The sequence below is a fragment of the Kitasatospora sp. cg17-2 genome (genome assembly GCF_054031055.1).
The window spans coordinates 5,157,350-5,173,543 of record NZ_CM132923.1 but is presented as its reverse complement, the minus strand read 5'-3'; the positions used below and the strand labels follow the sequence as shown (position 1 = coordinate 5,173,543).

The 16,194-nt window shown below is 71.2% G+C and carries 10 protein-coding genes, 1 tRNA gene and 1 pseudogene; 5 read left to right on the top strand and 7 right to left on the bottom strand.

What is annotated here, in order from left to right:
* Positions 1-333: 333 nt before the first annotated feature.
* Positions 334-522, bottom strand: a complete 189-nt coding sequence (locus ACW14Y_RS21910; protein ID WP_456983045.1) for a hypothetical protein — start codon at positions 520-522, stop codon at positions 334-336.
* A gap of 186 nt (positions 523-708) precedes the next feature.
* Here ACW14Y_RS21910 and ACW14Y_RS21905 point away from each other — a divergent pair, with 186 nt between their 5' ends.
* Positions 709-4,506 (top strand): hypothetical protein, encoded by a 3,798-nt coding sequence (locus ACW14Y_RS21905; protein WP_456983043.1) that lies wholly within the window; start codon positions 709-711, stop codon positions 4,504-4,506.
* Positions 4,507-4,600: 94 nt separating this feature from the next.
* On the opposite strand, the gene ACW14Y_RS21900 is transcribed toward ACW14Y_RS21905, so the two are convergent.
* Both ACW14Y_RS21900 and ACW14Y_RS21895 read right to left on the bottom strand, forming a co-directional pair.
* The gene (locus ACW14Y_RS21900) at positions 4,601-4,984 is read right to left on the bottom strand and encodes a hypothetical protein (protein ID WP_456983041.1); all 384 of its coding nucleotides are present in this window, start codon (positions 4,982-4,984) and stop codon (positions 4,601-4,603) included.
* A gap of 930 nt (positions 4,985-5,914) precedes the next feature.
* A tRNA-Gly gene (locus ACW14Y_RS21895) sits at positions 5,915-5,988 on the bottom strand.
* Positions 5,989-6,261: 273 nt separating this feature from the next.
* Here ACW14Y_RS21895 and ACW14Y_RS21890 point away from each other — a divergent pair.
* Positions 6,262-6,483, top strand: coding sequence for a hypothetical protein (locus ACW14Y_RS21890; RefSeq protein ID WP_030392517.1), 222 nt, complete (start codon positions 6,262-6,264; stop codon positions 6,481-6,483).
* Positions 6,484-6,565: 82 nt separating this feature from the next.
* Positions 6,566-7,141: a dCTP deaminase gene (gene dcd / locus ACW14Y_RS21885; RefSeq protein WP_030392516.1), complete on the top strand. Its 576-nt coding sequence runs from the start codon at positions 6,566-6,568 to the stop codon at positions 7,139-7,141.
* A 109-nt stretch (positions 7,142-7,250) separates the two neighbouring features.
* Here the strand turns inward: dcd and ACW14Y_RS21880 are convergent, their stop codons facing one another.
* From ACW14Y_RS21880 to ACW14Y_RS21865, 4 genes and pseudogenes are all read right to left on the bottom strand, one after another.
* On the bottom strand, positions 7,251-8,141 hold the full coding sequence (locus tag ACW14Y_RS21880) for an alanyl-tRNA editing protein (protein ID WP_380302215.1): 891 nt from the start codon (positions 8,139-8,141) through the stop codon (positions 7,251-7,253).
* Between the two features lie 150 nt (positions 8,142-8,291).
* On the bottom strand, positions 8,292-9,398 hold the full coding sequence (locus ACW14Y_RS21875; protein ID WP_456983038.1) for a YIP1 family protein: 1,107 nt from the start codon (positions 9,396-9,398) through the stop codon (positions 8,292-8,294).
* A 281-nt stretch (positions 9,399-9,679) separates the two neighbouring features.
* Positions 9,680-10,753 (bottom strand): annotated as a pseudogene (gene manB / locus ACW14Y_RS21870) (mannose-1-phosphate guanylyltransferase); the annotation flags it as partial.
* 375 nt (positions 10,754-11,128) lie between these two features.
* Entirely contained in the window at positions 11,129-13,351 is a 2,223-nt protein-coding gene (locus ACW14Y_RS21865; RefSeq protein ID WP_456983036.1) for a (Fe-S)-binding protein, read from the bottom strand.
* A 311-nt stretch (positions 13,352-13,662) separates the two neighbouring features.
* On the opposite strand from ACW14Y_RS21865, the gene dnaK reads away from it, so the two are divergent.
* Both dnaK and grpE read left to right on the top strand, forming a co-directional pair.
* Complete coding sequence (gene dnaK, locus ACW14Y_RS21860) at positions 13,663-15,510, top strand: molecular chaperone DnaK (protein WP_380302209.1); 1,848 nt, start codon at positions 13,663-13,665, stop codon at positions 15,508-15,510.
* Positions 15,507-16,142 carry a nucleotide exchange factor GrpE gene (gene grpE, locus ACW14Y_RS21855; RefSeq protein ID WP_456983033.1) on the top strand — a complete coding sequence of 212 codons (636 nt, stop codon included), beginning with the start codon at positions 15,507-15,509 and terminating at the stop codon, positions 16,140-16,142. The genes dnaK and grpE overlap by 4 nt, the downstream gene beginning before the upstream one ends.
* Positions 16,143-16,194 lie beyond the last annotated feature (52 nt).

Below are 16,194 nucleotides of genomic sequence, written 5' to 3'. Positions count from 1 at the left end.
TTCTACCGAAGGTGGTTCAGCAACTGGACTGTCAGTGCGGATGCAACCGACGCGAACCAGATGAGCAACAGCTCGCTCCACCAGCTCCAATTGCGTGATCCCGCAGACATCCCATGTCCTTTCGTCTCGACGATGCCGACCCCGATGCCCGGGGCAGACATTGCCGAGACCGCGGTCCCACGTTCCGCACGCCTGCAAGTCTCCCAGAAGCCGCCACCTCCAACGCGCAGGCTGATCGCCCAGCGTGTTGCATCGTCAGCCTGCTGCTGACTGCTGTCGAGTTCTGGGAAATAGACAGCAGTCAGTGCATGTTCTTGCGCTACGAGCGCTGCCTCAACGGGGCCGACGGCGCCGGGTGAGGATGGTCAGGGTGGAGCGGGCGTCGCGGCGGCGGGCCGAGGTGCGGGCCAGGACCGATGCCAGGGCGACGATCGCGAGTACGATCCCGTACAGCAGACCGGCTCCAGCGGCCAGCACGGCGGCGGCGGTTGCGTCCTGGGTCAGCACGGAAAGCACGGTCATGGCGAGGTCCTTCGGTCGGGGGCCGTGTGCGGCCCGTGGTCGATGGGCCCAGCTTCCGGCGGAGTGCTGGTGCGCCTCCACCTCCTGGCCAGGTATCCGCAGCTCAGCGGCCCTTTATTCACCGACGCGGGAGCGGAATTGGTCAGGGAATCAGCTCCCGGGGAAGCACGCCGACGTCTTGGCCTCATGCTGCGGAACCTGCTCGCCACGCGCGGTGTCGGCCTGCGGGCCGCTGCCCGACTCGTTCCGAACGATGCGCTGCCGGAGTCGACACTCCGGCACTGGCACCAGGGCGAGGCCGCTCCGGACGCCACGGCGGCCTTCTGGAGCCTGGTCGACCGACTGGACGGCCCCAAAAGCCTGTACGGCCCGGCCCTCCACTCCCGCGAGGAATGGGAGGCCGTTCTCGAAGCAGCTCAAGGGGAGACCTCCAAGGCCCGGAGCGAATCACCGACCGCCCCGAACCAGCGCAACAGAACCGGCGAACGCGCAGCGATGGACGCGTTCGTCGCGGACCGGTCGCCGCACGCCCCCTCGTACCTGTGGTGGCACAACGAACTTCCGGTCGGCAAAACAGCGTTGCTCACCGCCTGGTCGCCGCCGCGTGACAACGCCGATGTCCTGAGCTGCGTCCTGTCCGATGCGCTCGGGACGAACTCCCGCAGCGGGTTCCTCAAGGCCCTCGGCGAGCAGTTCGAGGTGGATGCGCCCCGCAGGAAGCGGTCCGAGGAAGCGAGGTTCGCCCACCTTCTGGCCAAGGCAACCGCGAGGAGCCGACAGAACAGGCGGCAACTCGTGCTCCTGGTCGACGGATTGGACGAGGACCTCGCCTGGCCCGCCGTCGGAGCACCACCGGCCGCAACCGGGAGCATCGCCGCCCTGCTCCCGGCCGATCCCCCGGCGAACGTCCGCATCGTCGTCTCCAGCCGGCTGAGCGGACCGCTCCCCGCCGACGTCCCGGACGGGCATCCGCTGCGCCTGCGTGAGTGTCTTCGCCCGCTCCTGATCGGCGACCGGGCCTATGAGGTCGAACAGACGGGTTTCGCCGACCTGGAACGGCTGCGCGCCACCGGCCTGGGCCGGGCCGTCACCGATCTGCTCGCCCTGACCGACGACGGGGGCGGCCTGCGGGCGTCCGACCTGGCGGACCTGGCCGGCGCCTCCGTCGAAGAGCTGACCGGCCTGTTGGGCGGCAGGAGGCATCGTTGCATCATCTCGAACGACGCTTCCGCCGGCACCTACCTGCTGAGCCACCAGAACATGGCGTACGCGATCCGCGCGGGCTGGGACCGGCCGCTCACCGACCGCCTCACCCATGGACTCCGGGCCTGGGCGAACCGTTGGCACGCGGCCGGCTGGCCCGAGGGCGCTCCACCGTACCTGCTGACAGAGTGGCCGGGACCGTCGGCCGACCTCGGCGAACGAGGACACGTCCTGCTCGACCCGTCACGACAGCTACGGGTCGCCGGTACGCTCGGGCCTCGGCTCGCACTCGATCAGCTGCGCTCCTTCAGCGGCGGTCCCGCCGGAGCCGCCCCTCCCGGACCACCCGGCATCGACACTGCTGTCCGACTGGCCGCATCGCTGGACCTCATGCAGCGCCGCGTGGGGGAGGTCCCGCCGAGGGCACCCGTCCTCCTCGCCCGGCTGGGGGACGTGCCCCGTGCCCGCAGCGTGGCCCGCTCGGAGCCGCAGCTCGTACGGCGGGCCGCCCGGTTGGCCCAGGTGGCGGTCGAGGCAGCAGGGGCCCGGCACCCGGACGCCACCGCGATCGCCCTGGAAGCGGCCGACTGGACGGTGCGCGCGGGCCGCTTCACGCCGCGTGCCGGAGGCGTCTTCCAGGATGCCTGCGCGGACGTGGCCGGGGCGGCGGACGCGTTGGCGTCGTCCGGCCGGAGGACCGAGGCCAGGGCGCTGTACCGGGCCGTGCTGCTCAGCGGTGCCGCCGACCTGGACACACTGGTCCGGGGTTCGGAGCTCCTCGCCGAGGGCGGCGACCGGCGTTTCGTCGAGGCCCTGGAGGAACACGCCGAGGACCTCGGCCTGATCACCCCCCGGGCCCAGGCGGTCGCCGTGGACATCTGGGCGACCATCGCCCGCCTCTCCGTGTCCCGCAGCATCCCGAACCTGGACCGTATCGAAGCCCTCTGCAAGAACCTGACCCTCGTCGACGGACTCGCCGTCGTGGACGTGCTCGCGCTCGGATCCCACGCCCTGGCCACCACCACCGGCCGCCGCATCCCGGCCGAGGCCGTCCTCAGGGCCGCGCGGGACCGACTGTTCACCGCACTGGTCCGGCTGGATCCCACCCCCGCCGACCAGGCCCACCGGGGCCGCGAGTTCTCCGCCACGGTGGAACGCATGGCCCGCGCCGAGACCGCGATCGGCCTCGGCCGAACACCCCATCGCGATGCCGTACTGCTCGTGACCGCACTCGCCCGGGGAGTCCGCACCGGCGTACTCGACGACGACCTCTTCGAACGGGCGGAAACCTTCCTCGCGGCGGTCGCCGCGCGGGTCGCGGCCGAGGACACGGCCCGCCTCGCGGCACAGCAGGAACAGCGCCTGGACCGGCGGAGGGAGCAGGACGCCCGACGCGACGCCCTGGCGGCTCAGCGGCGTGCGACCGGAGCCGCCCGCAGCGGCGCCCGGACCACCCGTCGCTCTCCTCCCCCGGAGCAGGTGCCCGCCCCGAAGCCGCCGGCCGAGGACGCCGAGGCGCTCCCCCGCCCGGTCACCCGCCTCCAGTACGCGGAGCAACTGCTGCAGAGCGGCAACCTCGAACTCGGACGCGAGCAGGTGGCGGCAGCCCTCGACGAATCGCTCCCCACGGCCCCGGTCGTCCTGTGCAGCGGCTCGACGGAGGACCTGATCCGCGCCCTGGGCACCGCCGGAGAGCTCGCGCAGGCCGAGCGCCTCGTCCGGCCCTGCGCCCGGCAGTACGCCGCACTGTCCCTGGGCTGCTCCTTCGGTGGCCGCACAGCGGAGGCGGCCGCGTACGCCCGCGAGGCGGCCCGGCTGATGCCGCGCACCCCGCACTTCGCCGTCCGGGCAGCAGTCGCCCAGGCCCTCGCCCATGCGGGGGCTGCCGACGCGGCAGTGTCGTTGGCCCGTACGGAGGACCCGGCCGACACCACGACCCCCTCCTCCGTCCGCGCCGGGCGGACGCGACGCGCCCTGCTCCTGGTCGCCGCCGGACTCGCCCAGAACGCCCCGGAGCGCGCCGCCGAGCTCGTCGCACCCGCGGTGCGGCTGGCGCAACGGCGCATCGAGGCCGGCAGCCCGATCGGCCAACTCCCCTCCCTGGCAGCGCTCCTGCTCACCCTCCCCGACCCGGGGCGTCCCGGCCCGGAGCTCGCCCGGGCCATCGCACTCGCCGCGGAGTTCACGAACCGGCCCTGTCAGTCCTGGGACACCGACTCCGCGGTGGTCCTCTCCCTGCTGCACCGCCTCGGCTGCACACCCCCGCAGGCCCGTGCCCCGGACGGGCCGGACGCATGGCTGCGCTCCCTCCGTCCGGAACGCACCCCCCACCCCGAACTCGCTCTCCTCAGTGCCCTCGACGGCGACACCGCGGCCGCCCGCCGCACCGCCGACGCGGCAGCAACCCCGACAGCACGAGCCACCGCACTGGCCGCCGCAGCACGGGTCCTGGCGGGGACACCGGCAGCTCTCCCGGTCGAGGAACCCGAGAACGGCACCCTGGAGCTCTGCCTCGCTCTCACCCATGCACTCGGCGGCAGGGACACGGACAGGGCGGCAGCCCGGGGGCTCCTCCACGCCTCACTCGCGGACGGCGCTTGGGCCCAGGCGGTGCCGCTGCTCCCGCAGCTGGCACCGGGTTCCCTCCACTTCCTGGGCGCACTGATCACCGCGCACCTGGATACCGGGTCCGCCCGGTGGACGCCCGGAGCCGCCGAACCACGGCCGACAGCCCCCCGGGCCCGGACCGGCCCGGGAAACACGAAAGCCGCAGGTCGCTGACCTGCGGCTTTACCTATGGAGCGGACGACGAGAATCGAACTCGCGCTTCAAGCTTGGGTCCACGAGAACGGCCAGCGTGGACGGGTGGCACGGATCACCACCAGAACCATCCCGGCGTCACCGAGTAAATGGGCACCACGTAGTCGCACGTGCTCTCCGCTCGCCCTTGGGCCGCTACTTTCTGGGCCTCGCGTTCGCCATAGGCGTCGACGCCATCCGCAGCCATCAAAAGCGCAACGACAGCGACAAGGCAGGAAACAGCTGGGACCGCTGTTCGGGGCTTGAACCGCGCAAGAGCGATGCCGCCCACCACCGCCGATGTACAGGCCAGCAGCACGAGAAACAGGGCCACGTGAGTGATGCGGTCAACCGAGGACGAAGCGTGACAGAAGATGTAGTAGCGGTCACCGCGCCATGTTGGTAGCCGCTCTCCGAACGCTGCGACACCCAGCAGCAGGCCAATCCCCGCGACACGCAAGGGCCGCAAGACCCGGACAGGGCCGTCAGCTCCACCACTCGTCCTCATGCATCCCCCACGTTGTGAACCAGCACGTCGCCGCTCGCACGTTACCGCTCGGGTGGTGGAGCGGTTTTGGCCGGTGTCCTGCCTGGTTTGGGGTCGAGCATGATCGGAGGGCCGTAAGCTGCTGCGACTCGGTCAGGACTCTCTGGGCCTGACCGCAATTCGGCCGAGTGGCCCCCGTTCTTGCTCGACTCGGGCCCCGAGCCTGGGAGGTGGGTAAACCGTGGAGCCGACCGCCCCCAGCCCCGGGGGCTCCAACCTCGGCATCCCCCGGCCGCACGCTCGACGGGCACGACCGGACGCCCCCGAAGCGGGGCGAAGACAGGAGCGGCGGCGAGCAGCAGGCCGCGCGCTGCGCGCCCTTGAACAAGCAGCGAAACTCGTAACGGTCACCTCTCGCCCTACTGTCTCAACTCTCCTGAAACCACGCGTATCTGCCCTCGACCGCCTCCGGCTTGAATTCGATGAGGTGGTCTGCCCGATCCACCCTTCACGCTCGCGCTGCCCTTACAACTCCACGCAGCTTGTACTGACCAGTTGCCCGCGGACTGGAAGCCCTCACCCACAGACTTGCTTGGATCCTGAACTACGCCCGCGCGCAATAGATTCGTATGCGCATGGTTGACGTGCGCCACGCAACCTAATTCCTCGGCAACACTGGCTCGCATAGGGCACACCTCCGTCCGGGCCGCGCTGATCCACCAGCACGCGACCAGCGAGCGGGACAAAAAAGATTGCGGCCGGCATGGGCGCCGCGATCAACGATGCTCTCGGTCGGGGCACGACACCGCCCGACCGGCCGTAGAGGCACACAGGGGGCACGGGAGCCCAGAAACGCAAAAGGCCCCGCTCGGGGATCATGTCCCTGAGCTGGGCCTTTACTACTGGAGCGGGCGACGAGAATCGAACTCGCGCTATAAGCTTGGGAAGCTCATGTTCTACCATTAAACTACGCCCGCCTGACGAGTCGTCAGAGACGCTCGATCTGTCCTCACTGTACCCCATCCGTGACGGTCGTTGCACAGGTGGCCGGAGGTCGTGGCGGAGCCGCGCGGGGTCGGGGTGGAGGCGTACTGTGTGGGCCGCGTGAGACTGCCCCGGCGGTGGGTGCGGGCGGCGAGCCTTGGTGTGGAATGTCCGGAACTTCCCCTAATGTGACGCTGGTCCCGGGGCTCCGCCGTTCGGGGCGACGAGTACGGGTGAGTACCGGGGTAAGGATGGGAAGGGGATCGATGGAGCAGCGCGCCGTCGTTCGTTGTGCCGAGGGGCACCTGTTCAGCACCACCACGTTCCCGATGCAGAATCTCGGCGCCGGCCGGCTGGGACCGGGTCGGCTGATCCGGTGCCCGCAGTGCGGGCGGCTGAGGAGTTCGGTGCTGGCCGACGTACGGGAGCTGTCCGAGCCGCAACTGGCCCGGGCGCTGCGGCTGGAGGCCGCGGAGTTCCTCGCCTGACAAGGGCGGTCGTGGGAGAGATGTGACGGTTGCGGCCCCGGGCGATTCGTCCGGGGCCGCGTCGTGCACGTAACCTCGAAGCGTGCTGCTCTCTGACAAGGACATCCGGGCCGAGATCGACAAGGGCCGCGTGGTGATCGACCCGTTCGACCCCGCGATGGTCCAGCCGTCGAGCATCGACGTACGACTGGACCGCTTCTTCAGGGTCTTCGAGAACCACCGCTACCCGCACATCGACCCCTCCGAGGAGCAGCCGGACCTGACCCGGCTGGTCGAGCCGGAGGGCGACGACGCGTTCATCCTGCACCCGGGCGAGTTCGTGCTGGCGTCGACCTTCGAGGTCATCACGCTGCCCGACGACGTCGCCTCGCGGCTGGAGGGCAAGTCCAGCCTGGGCCGGCTCGGTCTGCTGACGCACTCCACGGCGGGCTTCATCGACCCCGGCTTCAGCGGGCACGTCACGCTGGAGCTGTCGAACGTCGCGACCCTGCCGATCAAGCTCTACCCGGGGATGAAGATCGGGCAGCTCTGCCTGTTCCGGCTCTCCTCGCCCTCGGAGCACCCGTACGGCTCGGAGCGGTACGGCTCGCGCTACCAGGGGCAGCGCGGCCCGACGCCGTCCCGTTCCTACCTGAACTTCCACCGCTCCGAGGTCTGAGCGGCGAAGCGGTAGCGGCGAAACGGCCACGGCGAAGCGGTAACGACGAAGCGGTAACGACGAACGGCGCGGGCGGCCACCCTGGACGGGGTGGCCGCCCGCCGCCGTGTCAGGCCCGCTTCGGGCGGGTGACGGCGACCAGCTCGCTGCCGTCCTCGGAGAGCCGCAGTTCGGTGCGGAGCTCGGCCAGCTCGCCCAGGTGGTGCAGATGGGTGCCGCCGCAGAAGATCCGCGCCGCGCCCTCGGGCAGCTCGCAGTTCCACTCGCGGCGGGCGGTCAGCTCCGGGCCGGGGACGTCGATGCGCACCGCGGCGTCGGCGGCGACCCAGCCGGCCAGCCGGCGGTTGACGGCCTCGGTCAGCTCGGGGAGGGCGTCGGCGAGGGCCGGGAACTCCTCGGTGGCCTCGGCGGTGAAGCCCTTCTTGCGGAGCGACTTGCCGAGCCGGTAGGTGTCGGTGCTGGCCTCGGTGTCCATCACCGAGCTCGCCATGGCGAGGCTGTCGAAGTCCGGGTGGCCGAAGGCGTCGGTGCGGCCCGGGTCCTTGCGCCAGCGCGGTGCGAGCGCCTCGTTGAGGGCGAGGGCGAGCAGGTGGCAGCCGCTGTGGGAGGCGCTGAGCGCCCCGCGGCGGCCCGCGTCGACGGCGAGGGCGGCGGTCCGGCCGACGATGTCGCCCGGGTCGGCCGCGAGCACGTGCAGGACCAGCCAGGACCACTCCTCGTCGCCGCGCCGGACCGGGATGTCGGCCCCCACGAGCACCTGACCGCCGTCCGGGCCGACCGCGCCGGTGAGGCAGTCGACGACGGCCAGCTCGACGCCGTCCACGGTGAGCGTGCCGAGGTCGGCGGGCTGGTCGGGCCAGGTGTGGTCGAGCGGGTGGAACGGCGTCGCCCCGGTGACCACGGCGTACCGGCCGCCGTCCAGCGGGTGCACCGCGAGCACCGTCGACTCGCCGGTCACCGCCCCGGCCGGGAAGCTGACGTGCGTGGTGGGGAGGGTCATGCCTGGCTCCGTGCGGGTGAGGGTGTACTGGACAGGACGAACAGCGCGGCCCGAGCGGGACGGCCCGGGCAACGGCAACGGGCCCCGCGAGGCGAGGCCCGTGCTCCATTGTCCCCGAGGTCCGGGGGCGCGCCCGGGAGGGGGACGGGGTCAGCCGAGGGTCGGCAGCTTGATCAGCACCAGCAGCGCCAGCAGCTGCAGCGCCGCCGCACCGGCCGCCTTGCCCCAGGGCAGGTCGTGCACCCGGCGGACCATGCTGGTCAGCAGGAACGCGCAGAGCAGCCAGGTCGCCCAGCCGACCACCTGGACCAGCAGGTTGTCGGCCGGCAGCACCAGCGCCAGCACCAGCCGGGGCGCGTCCGTGACCCAGCCGATCAGCACGGCCAGGCCGACCGTGGACTGCCACGGGCCGTCGCCGCCGAACTGCCGGGCCAGCGCGTAGGTGACCGCGCCGAGCATGCCGCCGGCCAGGGTGAAGCCGATCGCCGCCGCCAGCAGCGCGGTGAGCGCCACCGTGAAGGTCGAGTTGACCACGTCGTCGCGGGTCATGCCGAGGCCGAGCACGGCGAGGGCGCCGTAGAGCAGGGAGACCGTGACGGCGGGCAGCCAGACCTGGTGGTCGCGGGTGCGGTCGAAGATCGCGGTGGGGGTGCGGAAGAGCCCGGTCAGCAGTTCGCGCCAACTCGGCCTGGGCCCGGTGGCCTGCGGCGCGGACTGGCCGCCGGCCCGGTAGACGGCGACGTTGTCGTCGCCGTACCCCTGGGCCTCACCCTGCTGCCCGTAGCCGTCGGAGTACGGCGGCTGCTCCGGGGCGTAGGAGGACGGCTCGCCCGCGTACGGGTCGGCGCCGACCGGGAAGGCCCGGGTGTGACCGGGCTGGTCGGCCGCGTACGGGTCCCGCTGAGGCCCGCCGTAGGGCCGCCCCGGCTGCCCCGGCTGCCCCGGCTGTCCCGGCTGCCCCGGGTAGGGCTGCCCCGGCTGCCCCGGCCCCGGGTAGGGCTGCTGCCCCGGGTACGGCCCCCGCTGCCCGCCGTACGGGTCCTGCTGCGAGGCGTACGGGGAGCGGGGGCCGGGACCGTACGGGTCCGTCGGGCCCTGCGGGGCGGACGGGCCGCCGGGGCCCTGCTGCGGACCGGTGAAGTACTCCGGTCCGTCCGTCTGCCCGTACCCCCCGGGCGCCGCCTGCTGCTGCGGGGGCGCCGACCATCCGCCACGGGGGTCGGCGCCCTGACCGCTGTCGTATCGATTGCCAGCCACGTTCCGAAGGTACCCGCCCGGCGGGCACCCCGGTGGCCGGGCACCGGACCGGGTCCGGTTTGCAGCGAGCCTGTTACTGCCGCGGGACCACGGCCACCGCCGCGAAGTCACGGCCACCGCCGCGAAGTCACGGCCACCGCAACGGAGTCACGGCCCCACCGCCGCGGGGGTCACGGCCCCACCGCCGCAGGGGTCACGGCGGCGCGCTACTGCCCCACGGCCACCTTCGGCCCGTGCACCGAGGCCGCGGCGCTGGTACCGGCCGGGCACCCGCCCGGGCCGGCCGAGGTACGGACCGCGCCGACCGGCAGCAGGGTGCCGCAGGCGATCCGGATGCCGTTCGGCAGCTCGTTGTCGGACTCCACGATCGCGCCGTCACCGATCACCGCGCCGTCCAGCGCGGTGCGGTCGCCGACGGTCGCGAAGGCGCCCACGATCGAGTCCTTGACCAGGGTGTCGGCACCGATGACGGCACCGGGCAGGATCACGCTGCCCTCGACGATCGCGCCGGCCTCGACCACCGCGCCCTCGGCGACCACGGTGCCGCCGCTGAGCACCGCGCCGTGCCGGACGGTCGAGCCGGGCAGCAGCAGGGCGTCGCCGGTCGGGCCGGGGACGGCGGGCGAGTCGACCTTGCCGAGCACGAGGTCGGCCGAGCCCCGGACGAAGGCGGCCGGGGTGCCGAGGTCGAGCCAGTACGAGGTGTCGACGACGCCGCGCAGCAGCGCGCCGGTGGCCAGCAGCTCGGGGAAGGTCTCGCGCTCGACGGAGACCTCGCGGCCGGTCGGGATGCGGTCGATGACGGAGCGGGTGAAGACGTAGCAGCCGGCGTTGATCTGGTCGGTGACGATCTGCTCCGGCGTCTCCGGCTTCTCCAGGAACTCCAGCACCCGGCCGTGCTCGTCGGTCGGGACGAGGCCGAAGGCGCGCGGGTCCTCGACCCGGGTGAGGTGCAGGGTGACGTCGGCCCCGGCGGCCACGTGGCCGTCGCGCAGGGCGGCGATGTCGACGCCGGAGAGGATGTCGCCGTTGAAGACCAGGACCGGTTCGTCGGGGCCGCAGGTGAGCCCGGTGGCCGCGTTGCGGATGGCGCCGCCGGTGCCGAGCGGCTCGCGCTCGGTCAGGTAGACCAGCTCGATGCCGTAGGGGGTGCCGTCCTGGAAGTGGTCCTCGAAGACCTCGGCCAGGTAGGAGGTGGCGAGCACCACGCGGGTGACCCCGGCCGCCGCCGCGCGCGCCAGCTGGTGCGCGATGAACGGGACGCCTGCCACCGGCAGCATGGGCTTGGGGGTGTGGGTGGTCAGCGGACGCAGTCGCGTGCCCTTACCACCGACCAGCATGATCGCCTCGGTCATGGTCTGCGCTGTTCCCCTTGTGCTCTGTGCGGCCCGGCCCGGCGGGCCGATACCTCCGTCGGTGTGGTGTACGCCGTTCCGGGGGCCGGAACGGATCGACCGGCTCACGGCCGGTCCGGCGCCTACTGTATTTCCTTCTGACAGGAGCGCCGCGCGGTGGTCCTGCCCCCGGCGCCCGGGACGGGACCGGGCGCCGGCCGCGAAGACCCGGGGCGGTCACCGGGAAAGCCCGGGGCCGTCACCGGAAAAACCCCGGGCGGATGCCGGAAAACACCCGGCCCGGGCGGATGCCGGTGGCACCCCCCGGGCCGGGCGGTTGTTGCAGAACTGTCGAACAACCGGGCCGGTTCACGGCCCCGTCGGGCGGGACGCCGCTCAGGCGTCGACCGTCTGCGGCTCCTCCGCCTCGGCCGGCGGGACCGCCTTGACCGAGTCGAGCAACAGCTGGGCGACGTCGACGACCTTCAGGTGCTCCTTGGCCGCGCCCTCGTTCTTCTTGCCGTTCACCGAGTCGGAGAGCATGACCAGGCAGAACGGGCAGGCGGTGGAGACGATGTCGGGGTTGAGGGACAGCGCCTCGTCCACGCGCTCGGTGTTGATCCGCTTGCCGATGCGCTCCTCCATCCACATCCGCGCGCCGCCGGCGCCGCAGCAGAAGCCGCGCTCCTTGTGGCGGTGCATCTCCTGCTGGCGCAGACCGGGGACCTTGTCCATGATCTCGCGCGGCGGGCTGTAGACCTTGTTGTGCCGGCCCAGGTAGCAGGGGTCGTGGTACGTGATCAGGCCCTCGACCGGGTTGACCGGCACGAGCTTGCCCTCGTCGATGAGGTGCTGCAGCAGCTGGGTGTGGTGGATGACCTCGAAGTGGCCGCCCAGCTGCGGGTACTCGTTGGCGATGGTGTTGAAGCAGTGCGGGCAGGTCGCCACGATCCGCTTGACCGGGGCGTCCTCCAGCGCGGCGTTCAGGGTCTCGACGTTCTGCGCGCCGAGCATCTGGAAGAGGAACTCGTTGCCCAGGCGGCGGGCGGAGTCACCGGTGCAGGACTCCTCCTTGCCGAGGATCGCGAACTGCACGCCCGCGGTGTGCAGCAGTTCGGCGAAGGCCTTGGTGGTCTTCTTCGCGCGGTCCTCCAGGGCGCCGGCGCAGCCCACCCAGTACAGGTACTCGACCTCGGCGGGGTCGATGTCCTCGCCGATCACCGGCACCTCGATGCCGGTCTCCTTCTTGAGCTCCTTCACCCAGTCGAGACGGGCCTTGGTGGCCATGCCCCAGGGGTTGCCCTTGTTCTCCAGGTTCTTGAGCATGGTGCCGGCCTCGGTGGGGAACGAGGACTCGATCATGACCTGGTAGCGGCGCATGTCGACGATGTGGTCGATGTGCTCGATGTCGACCGGGCACTGCTCGACGCAGGCGCCGCAGGTGGTGCAGGACCACAGCACGTCCGGGTCGATGACGCCGTTCTCCTCGGCGGTGCCGATCAGCGGGCGCTCGGCCTCGGCCAGGGCGGCCGCCGGGACGTCCGCCAGCTGCTCGGCGGTGGCCTTCTCCTCGCCCTCCGCGTCCTTGCCGCCGCCGGCCAGGAGGTAGGGGGCCTTGGCGAAGGCGTGCTCGCGCAGGCTCATGATCAGCAGCTTCGGCGAGAGCGGCTTGCCGGTGTTCCAGGCCGGGCACTGCGACTGGCAGCGGCCGCACTCGGTGCAGGTGGAGAAGTCGAGGATGCCCTTCCAGGAGAAGTGCTCGACCTGGGAGACGCCGAAGACGGCGTCGTCGGCCGGGTCCTCGAAGTCGATCGGCGCGCCGCCGCTGGTCATCGGGCGCAGTTCGCCGAGCGCGGTGGAGCCGTCCTCCGCGCGCTTGAAGTAGATGTTGAAGAAGGCCAGGAAGCGGTGCCAGGCGACGCCCATCGAGGGGTTGATGCCGATGGTGATCGCCCAGGCGAAGGAGGTGCAGATCTTCAGCATCGCGAAGACGTAGACCAGGTTCTCCAGGGTCCCGTGGGACAGGCCGCGGAAGGCCGCCACCAGCGGGTAGGAGATCAGGTACTTGGCCTCGTAGGAGCCGACGCCCTCCAGCGCGCCCTCCAGGCCGCGCAGGATCATGATGCACAGGCCGATGCCGAGGATCGTGTACTCGACGTAGAAGGCCTGCCAGGCGATCGAGCCGGCGAAGCGGGACTTGCGGCCCGCCCGGCCGGGCAGGCTCAGCAGGCGGATCACGATCAGGGCGGCGATGCCCAGCGTGGTGAAGGTGCCGACCAGCTCGGTGAAGAGCTCGTACGGCAGCCAGCCGCCGAGCACCGGCAGCACGAACTCGGCGTCGAACAGCTGGAAGAACGCGGTGAGCAGGGTCAGGCCCAGGGTGAAGAAGCCGACCGCGACGAACCAGTGGGCGACGCCGACGATCCCCCAGCGGTTCATCCGGGTGTGGCCGACGAACTCGACCGCCACGGTCTTCGCCCGCTGGGCGGGCTGCCCGAACCGGGCGGCGTCCGGCTGGCCGGTCCGCACCACCCGGTAGATGTACAGCGCCGCACGAGCGGCGAGCGCGGTGCCGACCACGAACGTGACCAGCGAGATGACGATCGCTGCTAGCTGCATCGGCTCTCCGTCTCCTGCGGCTTGCTTGTTACGGGTGTGCGGTGTCTCCGGGGCAGTGTACTCGTCGGTAACTTCCTGGGCCGACGGCCCGGACATTACCGCCGGGCACCACTTCTCCTGAAGATGCTCAAGGTATGGCGGCAGTCACGTGAACGCACGCCCGGGGGCACCCCGGCCGTGTCCCGGCGGCCGCCGCAGCCGTCCGCGGCTCACCAAAGTTGAGCGCTCCGGACTCATAGCTGTTGACGCGTCCCGGCCCGTCATGCATCCTTGAGCCTGTAAAGCTCAACTCTTCCGTGGAGGTATTTACGATGGCACGCGCGGTCGGCATCGACCTCGGCACGACGAACTCGGTCGTCAGCGTTCTGGAGGGTGGCGAGCCCACCGTCATCACGAACGCCGAGGGCGCGCGGACCACGCCGTCCGTCGTCGCCTTCGCCAAGAACGGCGAGGTGCTCGTCGGCGAGGTGGCCAAGCGCCAGGCGGTCACCAACGTGGACCGCACCATTCGCTCGGTCAAGCGCCACATGGGCACCAGCTGGAAGATCGGGCTGGACGGCAAGGACTTCAACCCGCAGCAGATCAGCGCCTTCATCCTGCAGAAGCTGAAGCGCGACGCCGAGTCCTACCTGGGCGAGACGGTCACCGACGCCGTCATCACCGTCCCGGCGTACTTCTCCGACTCCGAGCGCCAGGCGACCAAGGAGGCCGGTGAGATCGCGGGCCTCAACGTCCTGCGCATCGTCAACGAGCCGACCGCGGCCGCCCTGGCCTACGGCCTGGACAAGGACGACCAGACCATTCTGGTCTTCGACCTCGGCGGCGGCACCTTCGACGTCTCGCTGCTGGAGATCGGCGACGGGGTCGTCGAGGTGAAGGCCACCAACGGTGACAACCACCTCGGTGGCGACGACTGGGACCAGAAGGTCGTCGACCACCTGGTCAAGGTCTTCCAGGCCGGCCACGGCGTCGACCTGTCCAAGGACAAGATGGCGCTGCAGCGTCTGCGCGAGGCCTCCGAGAAGGCCAAGATCGAGCTGTCCTCGTCCTCCGAGACCTCGATCAACCTGCCCTACATCACGGCCTCCGCCGAGGGCCCGCTGCACCTGGACGAGAAGCTCACCCGGGCCCAGTTCCAGCAGCTCACCTCGGACCTGCTGGAGCGCTGCAAGGTCCCGTTCCACAACGTCATCAAGGACGCGGGCATCGCCCTCTCCGAGATCGACCACGTCGTCCTCGTCGGCGGCTCGACCCGGATGCCGGCCGTCGCCGAGCTCGTCCGCGAGCTGACCGGCGGCAAGGACGCCAACAAGGGCGTCAACCCGGACGAGGTCGTCGCCATCGGCGCCTCGCTCCAGGCCGGTGTCCTCAAGGGCGAGGTCAAGGACGTCCTGCTGCTCGACGTCACCCCGCTGTCCCTCGGCATCGAGACCAAGGGCGGCATCATGACCAAGCTGATCGAGCGCAACACCACGATCCCGACCAAGCGCTCCGAGATCTTCACCACGGCCGAGGACAACCAGCCGTCCGTGCAGATCCAGGTCTACCAGGGCGAGCGCGAGATCGCGGCGTACAACAAGAAGCTCGGCATGTTCGAGCTGACCGGCCTGCCGCCGGCCCCCCGCGGCCTGCCCCAGATCGAGGTCACCTTCGACATCGACGCCAACGGCATCATGCACGTCGGCGCGAAGGACCTCGGCACCGGCAAGGAGCAGAAGATGACCGTCACCGGTGGCTCCGCGCTGCCGAAGGACGACATCGAGCGCATGATGCGCGAGGCCGAGCAGTACGCGGAGGAGGACCACAAGCGCCGCGAGGCCGTGGAGACCCGCAACCAGGCCGAGCAGCTCGTGTACTCCACCGAGAAGTTCATCGCCGACAACTCCGACAAGCTCCCGGCCGACGTCAAGACCGAGGTCGAGACCGCCATCGGCGAGCTCAAGGAGGCCCTGAAGGGCGACGACATCGCGGCGATCCGCGAGGCCTCGGAGAAGGTCTCCACCACCGCCCAGAAGCTCGGCCAGGCGCTCTACGCCAACGCCGACGCCGCCGGTGCGGCGGGCGCGGCCGGCGACGCCGGTGACGCCGGTGCCAAGGACGACGACGTCGTCGACGCCGAGATCGTGGACGACGAGAAGCCCAAGGGCGGTGCGGCATGACGGAGAAGCCGCAGGGTGCCGAGCCCGGCGACGACTCCGCCGCCGAGGAGGCCGTGATCAAGGCCGCCGAGGAGGCCGCCTCCGCCGGTGCCGAGGGCACCGAGGCGGGCCTCGCCTCGGGGGACGCCACGGCCAAGCAGCTGGCCGAGCGCACCGCCGATCTCCAGCGCCTCCAGGCCGAGTACCAGAACTACCGCAAGCGGGTCGAGCGCGACCGGCTGACGGTCCGCGAGATCGCCGTCTCCAACATCCTGGAGTCGCTGATCCCGGTCCTGGACGACATCGGCCGGGCCCGTGACCACGGCGAGGTGACGGGCGGCTTCAAGTCCGTCGCCGAGTCGCTGGAGACGGTCGTCGCCAAGCTGGGCCTGCAGCAGTTCGGCAAGGAGGGCGAGCCCTTCGACCCGACCATGCACGAGGCGCTGATGCACAGCTACTCCTCGGAGGTCACCGAGGACACCTGCGTCCAGATCCTCCAGCCCGGCTACCGGATCGGCGAGCGGATCATCCGCCCGGCGATGGTCGCGGTCGCGGAGCCCCAGCCGGGCACCCAGACCGCGCCCGGCCCGGACGCCGACACCGCCAAGGGCGGGGAGAAGAAGGACCAGGCCGACGGTGGCTCGGACAGCTGACCACCGGTGACAGCTGACAACCTTTGCGCTGCGGAGTCGTACGCCGGCCAGT